We start from the raw sequence: 16,924 nt of genomic DNA, 5'->3' as shown, positions 1-16,924 counted from the left end.
ACCCGCGCGCCTCGTCCCGAGCGCAGCCATCCTGAGCCCGCCCGCCCGGACAGCCGTCCGGGCGGGCGGGCGTTTCCGTGCGCCGCTGCCGGCGTGGTCGCACGCCGCGCCCCGACCGCGGTCGGTCCAGCGTCCGAGCTGGCGGGCTCAGCTCGGCGAGCGCAGCCGGCCGGAGAGGTCGGCGGCGAAGAAGTCGAGGAAGCCGTCGGGGTCGCCACCGGCGTTCTGCAGCACGATGTGGTCGAAGCCGGCGTCGACGTACGACCGGACCTTCGCCACGTGCGGCTCGGGGTCGGGGCCGACGGCGAAGAGCTCGCGGATGTGCTTCTCCTCCACGTGCGCGCTGGCCGCGTCGAAGTTGACCGGATTCGGCAGCTCGCTCATCACCTTCCAACCGGTGACCATCCACCGGCTGGTCTGCAACACCGCCTGCACCGCCTGGTGCTCGTCGGTGGCCCAGGCCAGGGGCACCTCTGCGTAGCGCGGGCCCGACCCGTCGGCACGCCGGTAGTGCTCGACGATCGAGGGGTCCGGATCGGTGGCGAACAGCCCGTCGCCGAGTTCGGCGGCGAGCCGGGCCGATGCCTCGCCGCTCGCCGCGACCGCGATCACCGGCGGGGTGTCCGGCAGGTCGAAGACCCGGGCGTCCTCCAGTTGCAGGTGTCGTCCCTCGTACGACTGGTAGCCGCCCTGCCAGAGCAACCGGATGATCTCCAGCGCCTCGCGCAGCCGTTCGTGCCGGCCCCGCACGCTGGGAAAGCCCTGGCCCACGACGTGTTCGTTGAGCCGTTCGCCGGCCCCGACACCGAGGGTGAAACGTCCGTCGGAGATCAGCGCCATGGTCGCCGCCGCCTGCGCGATGATCGCCGGGTGGTAGCGCACGGTCGGGCAGGTCACGCCGGTGGCCAGGCCCAGCGTGGTGGTGCGCGCCGCGATCGCGCCGAGCACGCTCCAGGTGAAGGACGAGTGGCCCTGCGCGTCCAGCCAGGGGTGGAAGTGGTCGCTCATCTCGACGAAGTCGAAACCTGCCTGCTCGGCCCGGACGGCCTGGCGGATGATCTCCTGCGGTCCGAAGCCCTCCGAGGCCAGCTTGTAGCCGATCTGCATGGCACGCTCCCGATTCCGTCCGCCCGCTGACGCGGGTCGGTTCCCGCCTGCGGGACCGACAAACGCCGCCCCGCGTCCAAACCAGCCTCCTAGGACGCCCTACGCGGTGTGGCAGCGCCCCCGGACTCCGGACAGCGGACGGCCCGCGCCCCTTTCGAAGGGGCGCGGGCCGGTGGGTCGCGTACGCGTCCTACTTGGACGGCTCGGGCAGCTTGCAGTCGACCTTGGGGTTGGCCCCGATGTAGTTCAGCGGTCCGGCCACGATGGTGACCAGGATCGTGCCGGCCTCGGCGCAGTTGGTGTCGTCGCCGCTGTAGTAGCCCCGCTGACCGCCGGCGATGGCGCCGATCACCAGCCAGATCACGACGATGACTCCGAGTATCGAGGTGCCGCGCATCGCTGCCTCCTGAAGGAATGTGGTGGATCTGAGGTGCAGGCGTTGTACCCAATCGGGTCGCGCGGCTAACGGTGGGCGTCCGACACCCCCGCCGGATCCTCCGTCCGGCCGATGCCGTCCGCCGTCGGTACCGCACCGGCATCGGCCGCCCGCATCGCGTACCGACCGTCGGCTATCGGATCGCCGACCGACCCGGCCCCCGGGCGGGCCACCGGACGTAGAACTGCGTCACGGCCCCGCCGAGGAGGACCCATGAACGCCCCGACCCCGTCCCTGTACATCGACCGCCCCGAGGACGTCGCGGTCGCGGCCCGCGCGCTCGCCGGCGGCGCGGTCGTCGCGGTGGCGTTCGCCAACTTCTACGCGATAGTCACCCGGCCCGACGCGGCCACCGTCGGCCGGGTCAACCTGGCCAAGGGCCGCCCGGTCCACCAGGTCGGCAGCATCACCACAGCCATCGGGCGGATCCCGGGAATGTTCGACTGGTCCCGGGTCTCGCCCCGGTTGCCGATCGCCCGGGTGCGGGCGCTGATGGACGCCCTCTACGGCGCCGGGCCGTTCGGCTTCCGGGGCCCCGCCGCCGACCGGCTGCCCGAGCACGTCACCCAGCGCGACCGCGGCCTGCGTACCACCCAGGTCATCGCTCCCGGTCTGACCTGCCCGTCCAACACGTTCTTCGAGCGGGCACTCGCCGAGACCGGCACCGATCACCTGTACATCACGTCGGCGAACCGGTCCCGGCACCACACCGGGGCCGTCGAGGAGCCGGCGCACTGGAAGGCCGGCGCGCTCGCCGCCGACTTCGCCCACCTCGACGACCTGCTGGTGCTGGCCCACCCGGACGAGGCGGCCGCCCGTGCCGCCTACCCCGGCTACCTCACCACGTCGGTGACCCTGCTCTCCTTCCACGCGCCGGAGTGCGAGCTGGAGGAGCCGCCGGTACTGACCGTGGACCGGCACGGTTCGCTGCACCTGGACGACGTGCGCCGGGCCGCCGCACCGCTGGGCCTTCAGGTGCGCCTCGGTACCGCCGCCGGACAACGGTTGCAGGTCCGGGGGTACGCGGGAGCGCTGGTGTGAGCCACCGCCGGGTCGGCCGGGTGGTGCCCGGCGCGGGGGCTCAGTGCGGCGGAGCGGGAGCCTCCGGCGGTTTGCCGCGACTGCGGCGGTAGTCGGCGTACGCGACGCCGACCAGCACCAGCAGGGCGCCGAGGGAGGCGCACAACGGCGGCAGGTACAGCACCCCCGGTGCGATCGTCAGCAACGCCAGGAGACCGCCGGCCCGCGACGGCGACACCCGGCTGAACACTTCGTACTCGAATGAGGACCGACCGACCAGGAACAGCGCCGGGCCGCCGAGGATCACCGCCGCCCAGGCCGGCGGCGTACGGCCGGGGTCGTCGTGCAGCACCAGGTCGAACCCGGAGGCCGTGACCACCACCCCGGCGATCATCAGCAGGTGGGTGTACGGCGCGGTGAGCAGGAACCGGCCCGGCGCTCCGGACATCTTGATCGCCGTCGGCAGCAGCTGGCCGGACTTGTGGACGTAGATCCGCCAGAGCACCAGGGTGGTCGCGAACGCCACGGCGAACGACGCGATGTTCTGCGCCTCGGAGTGGGACAGGTTGAACATGGTGCCGATGGTCAGGATGCAGTCGCCGAGGGCGATGATGAAGAACTGCTGGTACCGCTCGGAGAGGTGCTCGGCCGTGACGTTGCGCTGCGGCTCCGGCACCGCTCCCAACCCGGGCACCGGGTACGCGAGCCGGAAGCCGCTGTAGTCGATGGCGAGCGCGATGGCCCAGCACGCCAGCCGGGCGTCGCCGCTGACGTACGCCCCGATGATCCAGGGGATCGCCGACACCGCGAACCAGACGAAGATGCGCACCGCCCTGCGCTGGGTCTGCGGTTCCCGGCGCACGGCAGGCATCAGGAACAGCCCGCGCCCGAGGTGGATGGTCACGTACGTGGCGGCGAAGACGATTCCCCGTGCGCCGAACGCCTCCGGGATCGCGGTGGTCATCAGCAGGGCGCCGAACATGACGGCGCTGATCAGCAGCTTGATCTCGGTGCGTTCCGGGTCGTACAGGTCGGTGACGAGGGTGGTGATCGCCCACGTCCACCAGACGGCGGCCAGCAGGATCAACGACTGGCCGGCCCGATGCCAGTCGAGCTGGTTGACCATGCCCCGCGAGATGAGGGCGAGCGCGACCACGAACACCAGGTCGAAGAAGAGTTCGAGCAGCGTCACCCGGCGGGGGGCGTCCGGGTCGCGCACCGGCGGTCGGGTCTTGCGGTGCCCGGGCTCCGGCGCGGAGTACTGCACGATCGCTCCCGCGGTGCCGGTGGACTCGGCGAGCCGTCCGGCCCACCTTGACCGACGCTAGCCAGCGGCCGGCCGCGTCAGTGGCGATTCGTCCGGTCGTCCCCCGACCGGGGAGGGACCCCGTCCGCTTCGCCGAAACGACGGACCCCCGGGCCCGACCGTCGAGAAGACGGGCGGTCCCGGGGGTTCGCTGTCGGCACTCAGCCCTGGCTGCCGCCCGGCAACACCGCTGTCGCCTGGTCACCGGCGCCGGCCAGCACCCGCGCCTGCTGCGGCCAGGTGGCCAGCGCGGGTGCCGCACGCAGACCGGCGGCCCGGATCAGGTCGCGCAGCGCCGGCTCGTCCAGCTCGCCGAGCTGGCGGTAGGTGCGTACGCCGGCCGCCTGCAGGGCGGCCGCCATCTTCGGCCCGACCCCCTGGATCCGGCGGAAGTCGTCCGCCGGGCCCGTCGGCTCGGTGTCGACCTGCGTCGCCGTGGTGTCGGCCGTCCGTACCGGCGGGGCGGCCCGCACCGGCTCGGCGTCCTCGACGTCCGCCGAGGACGCGACCGCCGCGACCGCCGGCGCCGCCTCGGCCGGGGTGGCCTCGGCGTACGTGGTCTCGGTCTGCGGGGACTCCGCCGGCTCGGTCCCGGCGTCGGTGGTGTCCGCCGGGCTGGTCGCGGCCGGGCTGGTCTCGGCGTCGGTGGTCTCGGCCGGGCTGGTCTCGACGTCGCTGGTCTCGACGTCGGTGATCTCGGCCGGGCCGGTCTCCGCCCGCGGGACCTCCGCCGGGGTCACCTCGGCGTGGGACGCCTCGGACGGCAGGGTGTCGGTGCTGTCGTCCATCGGCTGGCGCGGGGCGATCACGGTCGCCGGGGCGGGCTGCTCGTCGACCGCTACCGGCTCGGGGTCCGTCGTGAACGCGGGCACCTCGTCGACCGCGCCGGTCCGCTCGGGGGCGGGCGGCGGCGCGTCGGTGAGGGCCATGTCGCTTGTGTCGACGGCGTCCGGGGCGGAGTCGTCACGCGTGGTCACCGCGGCCGGTGCGCTGACCGTGTCCACCGGGACCGGCTCCTCGCTGACCGCGGCCGGGGGAGCGTCCACGGCCGCCGCCGGGGTGGACTCGTCGGTGGCGGCCGGCGGCACCGGAGCGTCGATCACGGCCAGGCCGGCGACGGGGTCACCGTCCACGATCGACTGACCCCGCCCGCTGGCCCGCGTGTCCTGCCGGCCGCGCAGCAACCATCCGGCGGCCAGGCCCAGCAACAACGCCAGTACCACTATCAGCGAGTGTCCGATAGACCACTCCACGGCGAACCTCCCTCTCTGCTCGTCGAATAAGTCACGAGAAAAACTCGCCGCAGCTTTGCACACGCGCTTTGCCGACGACAGAGAGGACCGGCCGTCGGGACGGTCATCCCGTGGGGTGCCTGGCGGGTGACGCAGCGTCGCAGCCCCGACAGGACGTGACAGGCAGCGGCCACGCCACCGATGTGCGCGACGACGCAGGGCCGGACCCCGCACACGAAGCGACCCGGGCCGGCGCGGTCGCCGTGCCCGGGTCGGTGGTGCCGCGTTCAGTCCTGGTCGCCCTCGTAGGTGTGGAAGTCGTCGACGAAGCGGCGCCGCAGCGGGGGCACCCGGCTGGTCACTCCGAAGTAGCCGCGCGCACCGAGCAGCGCGAGTCGGCCCACCACCGGCCGGTACATCCGGTCGTCGCCGCTGGTGCCGCTGCGGTGCAGCGAGTCGGCGACCCGCGCGAAGCCGTACGGCACCATGGCGGCCTCGTAGTCCGCGACCGCCTGCACCAGCGTCTTGTCCCCGGCGGCGGCGCGGGTGAGGTGCTTGCAGAGCAGGCGTGCGTCGCGCAGCGCGGTGTTCGCGCCCACCCCACGCCCCGGCGTCATGGTGTGGATGGCGTCGCCGAGCAGGGTGACCGTGCTGCTCTTCCAGGGTGGCGTCGGCTCGGACGTGCTCACCTTGATCGGCAGGGCGCTGTCCGGATCGCTCATCCGCAACAGTTCCCGCAGGTGCGGATGCCAGTTGGGGGTGAGGTCCAGGGCGACGCGGATCAGGTCCGCACCTCGGCGTTGCAGCACGTCGGCCGGGAAGCGGCGGGCCGTGCTCCAGATGATCAGGTTGATGTAGTCGGCGCTGGTCTGCGCCGACAGGCCGGACCAGGCCCGCAGCAGGGCGGCGTCGTCGTCGCTGACGCCCGGCTTGATCGCCCGGTCGGCGTCCCACTTGAACTCCATCACGTGCAGCACACCCATGGTCCCGCCGGCGCCGAAGATCAGCGAGATGCCCTTGCGGACCCGCTCGGGTACGAGGTCGCGGGTCTGCGCCGTCAGCGGAATGCGGGTGGCGATGTTGATCGTGCCGGCGTCGCGGGTCACCGCGTGTGGCAGGTACTGGCGGCGGACCGCCGAGTGTGTGCCGTCCGCCGCCACCAGCAGGTCGCCGGTGGCGCTGGTCCCGTCGGCGAAGTGCGCGGTGACCGTGCCGTCGTCGTGCTGCTCGTACCGGACGAAGGTCTTGTCGAAGCGCACCACGTCGCCCAGGTCGGTCAGCAGCACCTGCCGCAGCACCATCCGGGCCACCGAGTGTTCGGTGTGCACCGGGTCGACGGCCGGCCGCAACTCGAACGAGGCGGTCTGGCGCAGCCGCTGGGTGACGACGTTGAAGTAGCTCGGCGGTCGGGCGCAGGTGGCCAGGAACGTGGCGAACAGCTTCGGCGGCAGGCACTCGCGCAGCGCCAGGCTGCCGGTGGGGCCGATGCCCACCCGGTAACCGAGCAGCCCTTCGGCGCTGTTGCGGTGGCGTTCGTAGACGGCGACGCTGATCCCGGCGCGGCGCAGCCCGTGCGCGAGGCACAGACCTCCGGTGCCGGCGCCGATGATCAGGACGTGCGGTCCGGCGGCGGACATGTCAGCCGGCCGGGTGGGGCGCTGCCACGTCGGCCGCGTCCCAGCGGTAGAAGCAGTCGGCGATGGCGTCGCGGGGGGAGCGCCAGGTCGACAGGTACGGCGAGGTGTGGGCCGCGAGCCGCTCGTTCACCTGCGCAAAGAGCGGGTGGTTGCGGGCTGCGGCGAGGGCGCCCGGGTCGACGTCCGAGGTTTCGATGAGGTGCACGAACACGTCGTGCAGGCAGTACAGGGACCGGTGCGTGACGCCGGTCAGACCCGGTAGTTCGGTGGCGTCGGACTCGGCGAAGATCTGGGCGACCCGCTCCTCCGCGCCCGGGATGATCCGGCTGACGATCAGTAGACGACTCATGGGAACCCTTCCGCCGGTGGCCGGTTCCGACCCGTGGGCCGGTGGTCACGTGCTCGTTGTGCCCACCGTGCCGCAGGGTGTGTCACGTCACCGTCACGTGGGCCGCCCGGCCGGTGACGGCCGGGCGGCGGTCACCGGGCCGACGGTCGCGGGGCGGGTGGCCGCCCGGATCGGGGCGAGCGTGTCGTCGAGCAGGGCGCTCATCGCCGGGCTGGGCTCCAGGCGCAGCTCCCGGCGCAACAGGTCGCGGTATACGTAGAAGGCGTGCACCGCCTCGAAGGCGTTGCCCTCGGCGAGATGGATACGCACCACCAGTCGGTGGGGCGTCTCGCGCAGCGGCTCGGCGGCCATCGCCTCCAACGCGGCCTCCAGCGCCTCGCCGTGCCGGCCCGCCGCGAGGTGCTGCGCGGCCACCTGCTCCAGCATGTGCAGGCGCAGTTGTCGCAACCGTTCCCGGTCCAGCAGGACCCAGTCGTCGTACCAGCCGGGCAGCAGGTCGTGCCGGCCGGCGGCGAGCGCGCCGGCGGTGGTCCGCGGGTCGTCGCCGTTGCGGACGCGGGCGGCCGTCTGGACGAGGTCGTCGACGTCGAGCCGTACCGCCGGGGCCAGTCGGACCGTGTCGCCGGCCACGACCATCGGGCAGCACGGGTCCTGCCGCAGCCGCCACAGCGCGGTACGCAGCGACGACAGCGCCCGCTCCTCCGACACGTCGGGCCAGAGCAGCCCGGCCAGCTGGCTGCGGGTGGCGCCGGGACGCAGCCCGATCAGCGCGATCACCCGTTGCAGGCCGCGCGGCACCACGATGTGCGCGGTGGCGTGCAGGAGCCGGAAGCCGCCGAGCAGATGCAGTGCGAGGTCGGCCTCGCCGGGACCTGCGGCGGTCGGCACGGACGGCTCAACGGCCACGGCGGCACCCCCTGCGGAACGCTCGTCCCGACTGTCTGCTGTGTCCCGGATCGGCTGCCGCCTCGCCACCGTCGACCCCGTCGATGGAATGCGACCACGGCTGTGAAGACGCGGCACCGCCCGCCGGAGCCGCCGGGCTGACCACCGTGAAGATTATCAATAATGGTCACGGTGAGTCAACGCCGATGTTGGCCTTCCCCCGACTGGGGGCAACCGTGAGATCGGTTCTGAACTGGTAAAACGTCATTCCTTTGGCTCGGGATGCACGCATGGGACGCATAGCTCATACACAGGTTGCGTCAACGCAGCGTCACCGTGCAGCGTCGACGGTCGGTTCGTCGCGGTGACGCCGCCGTGACGACGACTGCCGCATCGTGGCGGCAGTCGTCCAGCGCGACCGGAGGTTCACCGGCCGGCCCGGACGCCGTGGGGGGAGGCCCAGCCATGGAGCGATCGCTGATCGTCGCGAAGGTCGTACCGACCGCCGAGGAACAGGTCGCGGACATCTTCGCCGAGTCGGACGCGACCGAGCTGCCGCGCCTGGTCGGCGTCCGGCACCGCGCGCTGTACCGACTGCACGACCTCTACGTGCACCTGCTCGACACCGAGCATCCGGCGCAGGAGGCGGTGGAGTCCGCCCGTGGTCACCCCGAGTTCGTCCGGGTCAGCGAGCGGCTGCGGCCGTACGTCTCGCCGTACCTGCCGACCTGGCGCTCACCGCGCGACGCGATGGCGCACTGCTTCTACCGCTTCGACGCCCCGGACGCCGGAGGGCGCTCGTGACCGCCACCGCCGGGCCCGCGGAGCAACTCTGGTCCCGCTGCGCCGGCTGTGCGAGCCTGCTCTACCGTAAGCGGCTGCGCCGCAACCTGGACGTCTGCCCGGAGTGCGGTGAACACACCCGGCTCGGCGCCCCGGAACGACTGCGCCAGCTCGTGGACCCGGGCTCCCTGCGCCTCCTGCCCGACCGGCCGAGCGAGGCGGACCCGCTCGACTTCGTCGACGTGCTGCCCTACCCGCACCGGCTCAGCGCCGCGCGGGTCAGCACGGGCCTGGCCGAGGCGGTCCTGTGCGGCACCGCCACCATCGGCGGACAACCGGCCGCCCTGGCCGTGATGGACTTCCGCTTCCTCGGCGGCAGCCTCGGCTGCGCGGTGGGTGAGCTCATCACCCGAACCGCCGAGCAAGCGCTTGACGATCGCCTGCCACTGATCCTGGTCACCGCGTCCGGTGGGGCGCGGATGCAGGAGGGTGCCCTGTCGCTGATGCAGATGGCCACGGTCAGCCAGGCCATCGCCGCGCTGCGCGAGGCGGGTCTGCTCACCGTCAGCGTGCTCACCGACCCGACCTACGGCGGGGTGGCGGCGTCGTTCGCCACCAACACCGACCTGGTGCTCGCCGAGAGCGGCGCCCGGATGGGTTTCGCCGGACCACGGGTGATCCGCCAGGTCACCGGCCGGGCGTTGCCCGAGGGGTTCCAGACCGCCGACTTCCTGCTGCGCCACGGTCAGGTGGACATGGTGGTGCAGCGCCGGTCGCTGCGGGGTCGACTCGCGGCGCTGCTGGCCGCGGCCCGCGCCGGCCGTCCGGCGCGGGCACCCGTACCCCGTCAGGAGCCGGCGCGGCACCACGAACGCCTGGCCGGCGCGACCCCGACCGTCCCGCCGGCGGAGGCCGACGGCCACCGGCCGGCCGACGACGGCCCGACACCTGCGGTACGCGACGCGTGGGACACCGTGCGCACGGCCCGCCACCCGGGTCGACCCACCACCCTGGACTATCTCGACTCGGTCTTCGACGGGTTCGTCGAGCTGCACGGCGACCGGCTCGGCGGGGACTGCCCCGCCATCGTCGGCGGTGTCGCCCGGCTCGCCGGCCGGCACGTCATGGTCATCGGCCACCAGAAGGGACACACCACCGCCGACCTGGTCGCCCGCAACTTCGGGATGGCCAGCCCCGCCGGGCACCGCAAGGCGCTGCGACTCATGCGGCTCGCCGCGCGCCTCGGCCTGCCGGTGGTCACCCTCGTCGACACCCCCGGCGCGGACCCGGGGATCAGCGCCGAGGAGCAGGGCCAGGCGGCCGCCATCGCGGAGAACATCCTCACCCTCACCGTGCTGCCCACCCCCGTCCTCGCGGTGATCACCGGTGAGGGCGGCAGCGGTGGCGCGCTGGCCCTCGCCGTCGCCGACCGGGTGCTGATGCTCCAACACGCGGTGTACTCGGTGATCAGCCCGGAGGGCTGCGCCGCAATCCTCTGGCCGGACCGTTCCGCCGCGCCGCAGGCCGCCCGCGCGCTCCGGCTGACGGCGCCCGACCTGTGTCGTCTCGGCGTCGTCGACGAGATCGTCCCCGAACCGGCGACGGCCGCCCACGACGACCCTGCAGAGACCGCCCGACGGCTGCGCGCCGCGCTGCTGGCGAACCTGCTGCCGCTGCTGGACGTGCCGCCCGCCATGCTGGTCCGCCTGCGCCGGCAGCGGTTCCGCCGGTTCGGCGCCACCCGCGCCGGTGCCCGGGCGGGTGCCCGATGACCGCCACGCCCACGGCCTCCACGGTGGACAGCTCGAACGGTAGGCCGGACGCCGGGGCCCGCACCGACGAGGGCCGGGTCGACGCGGACGGCGGGCGCGTGGCGCAGACCGGCCCCGAGCCCGCCGACGCCGTCCTCCCGGCCGGACGTCAGCCGGCGGACGGGCAACCGGGGACCGACGCGGACGCCGAGGAGGTGCTGGCCGGGCTGCGTCGACAGGCACGGCACCTGCTCGCCGAACTCCCCGGCCCGGTGCGTCGGATCCGGCTGCGCAGCGGGACGACGGTGCTGGAGGTCCAGTGGCACCCGGACGAGCCGGCCGCCCGACCGGACGTACCCCCGGCACCGCCACCGGCCGGCGTCCCGCCCTCGGCGGGCGCGGGCGTGCCCGGCCCGCCGGCCGCGCTGATCCGGCCGCCGGTTCCCGGGCGTCCGGCGGTCCGGGCACCGATCGTCGGCACCTTCTACCGCGCGCCGGAGCCCGGCGCGAGACCGTTCGTCGCGGTGGGCGACCTGGTCCGCCCCGGCCAGCCGGTCGCGATCGTCGAGGCGATGAAGCTGATGAACGAGGTGACCGCCGACCGGGCCGGGCGGGTGGCCGCGATCCTCGTCGAGGACGGCCAGCCGGTGGAGTACGACCAGCCACTGGTCGAGCTGGATCCGGCCTGACGGCGGGAATGGGTGAGCGATGTTCGAGACCGTGCTGATCGCCAACCGTGGCGAGATCGCGCTGCGGGTGCTGCGGGCGTGTCGGGAGCTGGGCGTGCGCACGGCGGTGGTCTACTCCGCCGCCGACGCCGACTCGGCGGCCGTACGCCTCGCCGACCAGGCCGTGCGCATCGGACCGGCGTCGAGCCGGCGCAGCTACCTCAACGCCGCAGCGATCATGGAGGCGGCCCGGCAGGTGGGCGCGCAGGCCGTGCACCCCGGGTACGGCTTCCTGTCCGAGGACGCCGACTTCGCCGAGATCTGCGCGGACAACGGCCTGACGTTCATCGGCCCGCCGCCGGCGGTGATGGCGGCGCTGGCCGACAAGTCCTCGGCCCGGGCCCTCATGAGCCGGGCCGGGCTGCCGCTGCCGGCGGGCAGCGTCGCGCCGGTGGCGACCGCCGCCGCGGCGGCCGAGGTCGCCGAGGCCGTCGGCTACCCGGTCATCGTGAAGGCCGCCGCCGGTGGCGGGGGCCGGGGGATGACAGTGGTGCGCCACCCGGCCGAGCTCGCCCGGGCGTACGCGCGGACACGGGCCGCCGCGCAGGCCGCCTTCGGCGACGACCGGGTGTACGTCGAGCGGTACCTCACCGAGGCCCGGCACGTCGAGGTGCAGGTGCTCTGCGACTCCCACGGCAACGGCGTGCACCTGGGCACCCGCGACTGCTCGGTGCAGCGCCGGCACCAGAAACTCGTCGAGGAGGCGCCCGCTCCCGCGCTGTCCGCCGCCGTGCTCGACACCATCGCCGAGACCGCGCTGCGGGGCGCCCTGGAGGTCGGCTTCGTCGGCGCGGGCACGCTGGAGTTCCTGGTGGACGCCGAGGAACGCTTCCACTTCCTGGAGATCAACTGTCGGATCCAGGTGGAACATCCCGTCACCGAGATGGTCACCGGGATCGACCTGGTGCACGAGCAACTGCACATCGCCGCCGGCGTGCCGCTGCGGTGGCGGCAGGAGGAGATCCGGCTGCACGGCGTCGCCGTGGAGTGCCGCGTCAACACCGAGGACCCCGAGCGTGACTTCGCGCCCACGCCCGGCCGCCTGGAACGGTTCACCCCGCCCGGAGGGCCGTTCACCCGCGTGGACACCCACGCCAGCGCCGGCTACCTGGTCGGCCCCTGGTACGACTCGCTGCTGGCCAAGGTGATCGTCTGGGCGCCCGACCGGGAGCTGGCGCTCAATCGGCTGGAGCGTGCCCTGGAGGAGTTCGACATCGCCGGGCCGGGCGTGCACACCACCATCGGGTTCGTCCGGCGGGTGCTCGACGACGCCGCGTTCCGCAAGGGCCGCTACACCACCGGCCTGGTCGACCGACTGCTCACCACGCCGCCGCCGGTGCCCGCGCAGCGGTCGACGGCCACCCCCACACCCCGCGCCGCGCCCGCCGCGGAGCCCGACGTACCCAACCGGAGGACCCGATGACCGTCACCCATGGTCGCCCGATGACCGCCGAGATCACCGACATCCTGGTGGCGCACTGCGGGCTGGACGCCGACGCCGCCGCGCGGGCGCCCGCCGCGTCACTTGAGGAACTGGGCATGGACTCGCTCGCGCTGCTGGAACTTTCAGCGGTCGTCGCCGACCGGTGGCAGGTGAGCATCCCCGAGCAGGCCGGGCAGCTGAGCATCCCGGCGGTGGCCGACCTGGTCGCCCGGCGCACCGACCCGCCCGGGCACACCGAGAACTCCGTGGTCATCGACGCGCCGCTCCCGCTGGTGTGGGACGTCACCAACGACGTGGCGAACTGGACCGAGCTGTTCACCGAGTACGCAGTGGTGGAGATCCTGCACCGCGACGGGCACACCGTGCGGTTCCGGCTCACCATGTACCCCGACGAGAACGGGGTGTCGTGGAGCTGGGTCAGCGAACGCACCGCCGACCCGGTCAGCCGGCAGGTGCGGGCGCACCGGGTGGAGACCGGGCCGTTCGAGTACATGCGGATCCACTGGCGCTACACCGAGGAGGCCGACGGCACCCGGATGACCTGGACGCAGGACTTCGCCATGAAGCCCACCGCGCCTGTCGACAACGCCGGGATGACCGAGCGGATCAACACCAACAGCGTCATCCAACTCGCGGTGATCAAGGACCGGGTGGAACGGATCGCCCGCCAGCGCGAGGAGCAGAGCCGCGCGGCGACCGCGCAGGACAGCACGGTTGCCGGCGACGAGCCGACGGGGGCCCGCGATGAGTGACCTGGGCACCCGGCCGATCGCCGCGGCGGACGTACCTGCCGACCGGCGGCGCGGCGGCGAACTGCGGGTGCTGCTCGGACCCCGCACCGTCGGCAGCACCTCCGGCTTCCTCGGGGTGGCCACCCTCGCGCCGGGGGAGCGGATCGCCGAGCACTACCACCCGTACAGCGAGGAGTTCCTGTACGTGGCGCGTGGCGCGATCACTGTCGACCTGGACGACCAGCCCACCGAGGTCGCCGCGGGGGAGGCGCTGTTCGTGCCGGTCAACGTGCGACACCGGCTGCGCAACACCGGATCCGAGCCGGCCGAGGTGGTCTTCCACCTGGGCCCGCTGGCCCCGCGGCCGGAGCTGGGACACGTCGACACCGAGCTGGTCGAGCAACGGGGCGGGTCGTGAGCGCGAGGAGTGAGCCGGGTTTGCGAGCCCCGCAGTCGCGATCTGAAGGTGGCGTCGTGAGCGCGCGGAGTGGGCCGGGTTTGCGAGCCCCGCAGTCGCGATCTGGAGGTGGCGTCGTGAGCGCGAGGAGTGAGCCGGGTTTGCGAGCCCCGCAGTCGCGATCTGGAGGTGGCGTCGTGAGCGCGCGGAGTGGGCCGGGTTTGCGAGCCCCGCAGTCGCGAACAGAGGTGCCGCGATGACCGGGCGTCGCACGGTGGTGACCGGCATCGGGGTGGTCGCTCCCGGCGGCGCGAGCCGGGACCGCTTCTGGAAGACCATCACCGAGGGACGTACGGCCACCCGGCGGATCAGCTTCTTCGACCCGTCGCCGTTCCGCTCCCAGATCGCCGCCGAGTGCGACTTCAACCCGATCGCCGCGGGGCTCACCGACGCCGAACGCAGCCGCGCCGACCGGTACGTGCAGTTCGCGCTCGCCTGTTCCACCGAGGCGATCGCCGACGCCGGCCTGGTGCTCAGCGACGCCGAGCGGGACCGCGCCGGTGTGGTGCTCGGCACCGCAGTGGGCGGCACGATGGCTCTGGAACAGGAGTACGTGCGGGTCAGCGAGCACGGCCGGCGTTGGCTGGTCGACGCGGCGCTCGGCGGCCCATACCTGTACCAGGCGCTGGTGCCCAGCAGCCTGGCCGCCGACGTGGCCTGCCGGCACGGGCTGCACGGTCCGGCGCAGGTGGTCTCGACCGGCTGCACGTCGGGCATCGACGCCATCGGCTACGCCCACCAGCTGATCGTGGACGGCGAGGCGGACATCGTGCTGGCGGGCGCGGCGGACTCGCCGATCTCGCCGGTGACCGTCGCCTCGTTCGACGCGATCAAGGCGACCAGCCCCGACAACGACGACCCCGCACACGCCTCCCGTCCCTTCGACGCGGACCGGCACGGGTTCGTGCTGGCCGAGGGCGCGGCGGTGCTGGTGCTGGAGGAGGCCGGGTACGCCCGCCGGCGCGGCGCGCACGTCTACTGCGAGGTCGCCGGCTACGCGAGCCGCAGCAACGGCTACCACATGACCGGGCTGCGCCCGGACGGGCTGGAGATGGGCCTCGCCGTCACCGACGCGTTGCGGCAGGGCCGGATCATCCCGGAGCAGGTCTCCTACATCAGCGCCCACGGCTCGGGGACGCGGCAGAACGACAGGCACGAGACGGCCGCGTTCAAGCGGGCGTTGGGCCAGGCCGCGTACCGGGTGCCGATCAGCTCGATCAAGTCGATGGTGGGGCACTCGCTCGGCGCGATCGGGTCGATCGAGATGGCCGCCTGCGCCCTCGCGATCGAGTTCGGCGTCGTGCCGCCCACGGCCAACTGGAGCACCCGCGACCCGGAGTGCGACCTGGACTACGTACCCAACGAGGCGCGGGAGGTTCCCGTCAACGTGGCCCTGTCGGTAGGCAGCGGGTTCGGCGGTTTCCAGTCGGCGATGGTGTTCCGTCGGCTCCCCCCGGTGGCGGCGTGAGCACCGCCCGGGCGGTCGTCACCGGCATCGGGGTGGTCGCACCGAGCGGCGTCGGCGTGGACGCGCACTGGCGTACCGTGCTGGCCGGCACCCGGCGCACCGGGCCGATCACCCTGTTCGACCCGGCCAGCTACCCGACCCGCTTCGGCGGCGAGGTCCCCGACTTCACGGCCGGCTCCTACGCCGACAGCCGACAACTGGTGCAGACCGACAGGTGGACGCACCTCGGCTTCGCCGCCACCCGGCTGGCGCTGACCGACGCCGGCCTGCCCGAGCGGGCACCCGACCCGTACGGCTACGCGGTGTCCCTGGCCAGCTCGTCCGGGGGCAACCTGTTCGGCCAGCGGGAGCTGCAACGGCTGTGGGGCGGCACGTCGCGCACCGTCGGGGCGTACCAGTCGATTGCCTGGTTCTACGCCGCAAGCGTCGGGCAGCTCTCCATCCACCACCAGTTCAAGGGGCCGAGCGGGGTGCTGGTCGCCGAGACGGCCGGCGGGCTGGACAGCCTCGCGCACGCCGCCCGCGCGGTACGCCGGGGCACGCCCGTGGTGATCGCCGGGGCGACCGAGTGTCCACTGAGTCCGTACGCGCTGGCCTGCCAACTGCGCTCCGGGCTGCTCAGCGACGTCGCCGACCCGGAGCTGGCGTACCGGCCGTTCGACGCGGCGGCCAGCGGCTACCTGCCGGCCGAGGGCGGCGCGGTGTTCGTGGTGGAGGAGCTGGGGCACGCGCTGTCGCGGGGCGCCCGGATCTACGGCGAGGTGAGCGGCTGGGGCTCGACCCACGACGCCGCGCACACCACTGCCGACAGCGCCGGCGACCCGACCCAGTACGCCCGCGCGATGCGGCTGGCCCTGGACCGGGCGGGTGTCGCGGCGGCCGGGATCGACGTGGTGCTGCCGGACGCTCTCGGTGTGCCCCGCTACGACCGCAGCGAGGCCCAGGCGCTGCGCGTCGTGTTCGCCGACCGGCCGCCCCCGGTCACCACCCAGAAACCGTTGACCGGGCGGGCACACCAGGGCGGCTCGGCGCTGGACGTGGCGACCGCGCTGCTCGCGTTCGCGCACGACACGCTGCCCGCGTCCGCCGGCCCGGACGAGGTGGCCGACGGGTGCGAGCTGGACTTCCTGCGCGAGCACCGCCGGCCGCGCAGTCGGCTCGCGCTGGTCTGCGCGCGGGGCTTCGACGGATTCAACAGCGCGCTGGTCCTGCGGGGGGCCGCGCCGACGACGGGAGAGACGCCATGAGCGAGCAGCGGGCCCGAGTGGTCTTTCTGGTCCGGGTGCCGACGCCCCGCACCGAGGAGTTCCTCGCCGCGTACGAGCAGGTCCGGCATCTGGTCGCGGACGGCGTACCGGGGCATCTGGTCGACCAGGTCTGCCGCTCGTCGACCGACCCGGAGCAGTGGCTGATCACCAGCGAGTGGGCGAGCCTGGCCGACTTCGAGAACTGGGAGCGCACCGAAGAGCACCGGGACCTGGTACGCCCGATGCGGGAGTGCTTCACCGACGCCCGTTCACTGCGGTTCCACATCCACGCCCAGACCCCGGAGCGGGCCCGCGATGAGGTCACGGTCCGCTAGAACCGCCC

General features: G+C 73.4%; 16 protein-coding genes and 1 pseudogene. 10 read left to right on the top strand and 7 right to left on the bottom strand.

The window, feature by feature from the left end:
- Positions 1-147 precede the first annotated feature (147 nt).
- Both AB0B39_RS08225 and AB0B39_RS08220 read right to left on the bottom strand, forming a co-directional pair.
- Positions 148-1,107, bottom strand: coding sequence for a TIGR03557 family F420-dependent LLM class oxidoreductase (locus AB0B39_RS08225; RefSeq protein WP_357573844.1), 960 nt, complete (start codon positions 1,105-1,107; stop codon positions 148-150).
- A 190-nt stretch (positions 1,108-1,297) separates the two neighbouring features.
- Positions 1,298-1,504 carry a hypothetical protein gene (locus tag AB0B39_RS08220; RefSeq protein WP_007460667.1) on the bottom strand — a complete coding sequence of 69 codons (207 nt, stop codon included), beginning with the start codon at positions 1,502-1,504 and terminating at the stop codon, positions 1,298-1,300.
- A 252-nt stretch (positions 1,505-1,756) separates the two neighbouring features.
- Between AB0B39_RS08220 and AB0B39_RS08215 the strand changes: the two genes are divergently transcribed.
- Positions 1,757-2,584, top strand: coding sequence for a hypothetical protein (locus AB0B39_RS08215; protein ID WP_357496993.1), 828 nt, complete (start codon positions 1,757-1,759; stop codon positions 2,582-2,584).
- A gap of 40 nt (positions 2,585-2,624) precedes the next feature.
- Here AB0B39_RS08215 and AB0B39_RS08210 read toward each other — a convergent pair whose 3' ends face one another.
- The 5 genes and pseudogenes from AB0B39_RS08210 to AB0B39_RS08190 all read right to left on the bottom strand — a co-directional run bounded on the left by AB0B39_RS08210 (position 2,625) and on the right by AB0B39_RS08190 (position 7,993).
- Positions 2,625-3,830 carry a low temperature requirement protein A gene (locus AB0B39_RS08210; RefSeq protein WP_357496991.1) on the bottom strand — a complete coding sequence of 402 codons (1,206 nt, stop codon included), beginning with the start codon at positions 3,828-3,830 and terminating at the stop codon, positions 2,625-2,627.
- Between the two features lie 200 nt (positions 3,831-4,030).
- A pseudogene (locus AB0B39_RS08205) lies at positions 4,031-4,267 on the bottom strand (hypothetical protein); the annotation flags it as partial.
- 1,121 nt (positions 4,268-5,388) lie between these two features.
- Positions 5,389-6,738, bottom strand: coding sequence for an NAD(P)/FAD-dependent oxidoreductase (locus tag AB0B39_RS08200; RefSeq protein ID WP_357496989.1), 1,350 nt, complete (start codon positions 6,736-6,738; stop codon positions 5,389-5,391).
- Position 6,739: 1 nt separating this feature from the next.
- Positions 6,740-7,087: a TcmI family type II polyketide cyclase gene (locus tag AB0B39_RS08195; protein WP_357496987.1), complete on the bottom strand. Its 348-nt coding sequence runs from the start codon at positions 7,085-7,087 to the stop codon at positions 6,740-6,742.
- Between the two features lie 93 nt (positions 7,088-7,180).
- Entirely contained in the window at positions 7,181-7,993 is an 813-nt protein-coding gene (locus AB0B39_RS08190; protein WP_234587055.1) for a BTAD domain-containing putative transcriptional regulator, read from the bottom strand.
- Positions 7,994-8,437: 444 nt separating this feature from the next.
- Here AB0B39_RS08190 and AB0B39_RS08185 point away from each other — a divergent pair, with 444 nt between their 5' ends.
- The 9 genes from AB0B39_RS08185 to AB0B39_RS08145 all read left to right on the top strand — a co-directional run bounded on the left by AB0B39_RS08185 (position 8,438) and on the right by AB0B39_RS08145 (position 16,916).
- Entirely contained in the window at positions 8,438-8,776 is a 339-nt protein-coding gene (locus tag AB0B39_RS08185; protein ID WP_234587057.1) for a TcmI family type II polyketide cyclase, read from the top strand.
- Positions 8,773-10,527: an acetyl-CoA carboxylase carboxyltransferase subunit alpha gene (locus AB0B39_RS08180; RefSeq protein ID WP_357573843.1), complete on the top strand. Its 1,755-nt coding sequence runs from the start codon at positions 8,773-8,775 to the stop codon at positions 10,525-10,527. The genes AB0B39_RS08185 and AB0B39_RS08180 overlap by 4 nt, the downstream gene beginning before the upstream one ends.
- Positions 10,528-10,721: 194 nt before the next feature.
- Positions 10,722-11,195: a biotin/lipoyl-containing protein gene (locus AB0B39_RS08175; protein WP_357574367.1), complete on the top strand. Its 474-nt coding sequence runs from the start codon at positions 10,722-10,724 to the stop codon at positions 11,193-11,195.
- Positions 11,196-11,214: 19 nt separating this feature from the next.
- Positions 11,215-12,657, top strand: a complete 1,443-nt coding sequence (locus tag AB0B39_RS08170; RefSeq protein ID WP_357496982.1) for an acetyl-CoA carboxylase biotin carboxylase subunit — start codon at positions 11,215-11,217, stop codon at positions 12,655-12,657.
- The gene (locus tag AB0B39_RS08165; protein ID WP_357573842.1) at positions 12,654-13,430 is read left to right on the top strand and encodes an SRPBCC family protein; all 777 of its coding nucleotides are present in this window, start codon (positions 12,654-12,656) and stop codon (positions 13,428-13,430) included. Before AB0B39_RS08170 ends, AB0B39_RS08165 begins: the two co-directional genes overlap by 4 nt.
- The gene (locus AB0B39_RS08160; protein ID WP_357573841.1) at positions 13,423-13,827 is read left to right on the top strand and encodes a cupin domain-containing protein; all 405 of its coding nucleotides are present in this window, start codon (positions 13,423-13,425) and stop codon (positions 13,825-13,827) included. Before AB0B39_RS08165 ends, AB0B39_RS08160 begins: the two co-directional genes overlap by 8 nt.
- 235 nt (positions 13,828-14,062) lie before the next feature.
- Complete coding sequence (locus tag AB0B39_RS08155; protein ID WP_357573840.1) at positions 14,063-15,334, top strand: beta-ketoacyl-[acyl-carrier-protein] synthase family protein; 1,272 nt, start codon at positions 14,063-14,065, stop codon at positions 15,332-15,334.
- A complete protein-coding gene (locus AB0B39_RS08150) occupies positions 15,331-16,581 on the top strand; it encodes a beta-ketoacyl synthase N-terminal-like domain-containing protein (RefSeq protein WP_357573839.1) in 1,251 nt (416 codons plus the stop codon). Before AB0B39_RS08155 ends, AB0B39_RS08150 begins: the two co-directional genes overlap by 4 nt.
- On the top strand, positions 16,578-16,916 hold the full coding sequence (locus AB0B39_RS08145) for an antibiotic biosynthesis monooxygenase family protein (protein WP_234587077.1): 339 nt from the start codon (positions 16,578-16,580) through the stop codon (positions 16,914-16,916). The genes AB0B39_RS08150 and AB0B39_RS08145 overlap by 4 nt, the downstream gene beginning before the upstream one ends.
- The last annotated feature ends 8 nt before the right edge of the window (positions 16,917-16,924 follow it).

Source organism: Micromonospora sp. NPDC049114 (genome assembly GCF_040648635.1).
Taxonomy (GTDB): domain Bacteria; phylum Actinomycetota; class Actinomycetes; order Mycobacteriales; family Micromonosporaceae; genus Micromonospora.
The sequence above is the reverse complement of the archived record's forward strand: the minus strand, read 5'-3'. Positions and strand labels throughout refer to the sequence as shown.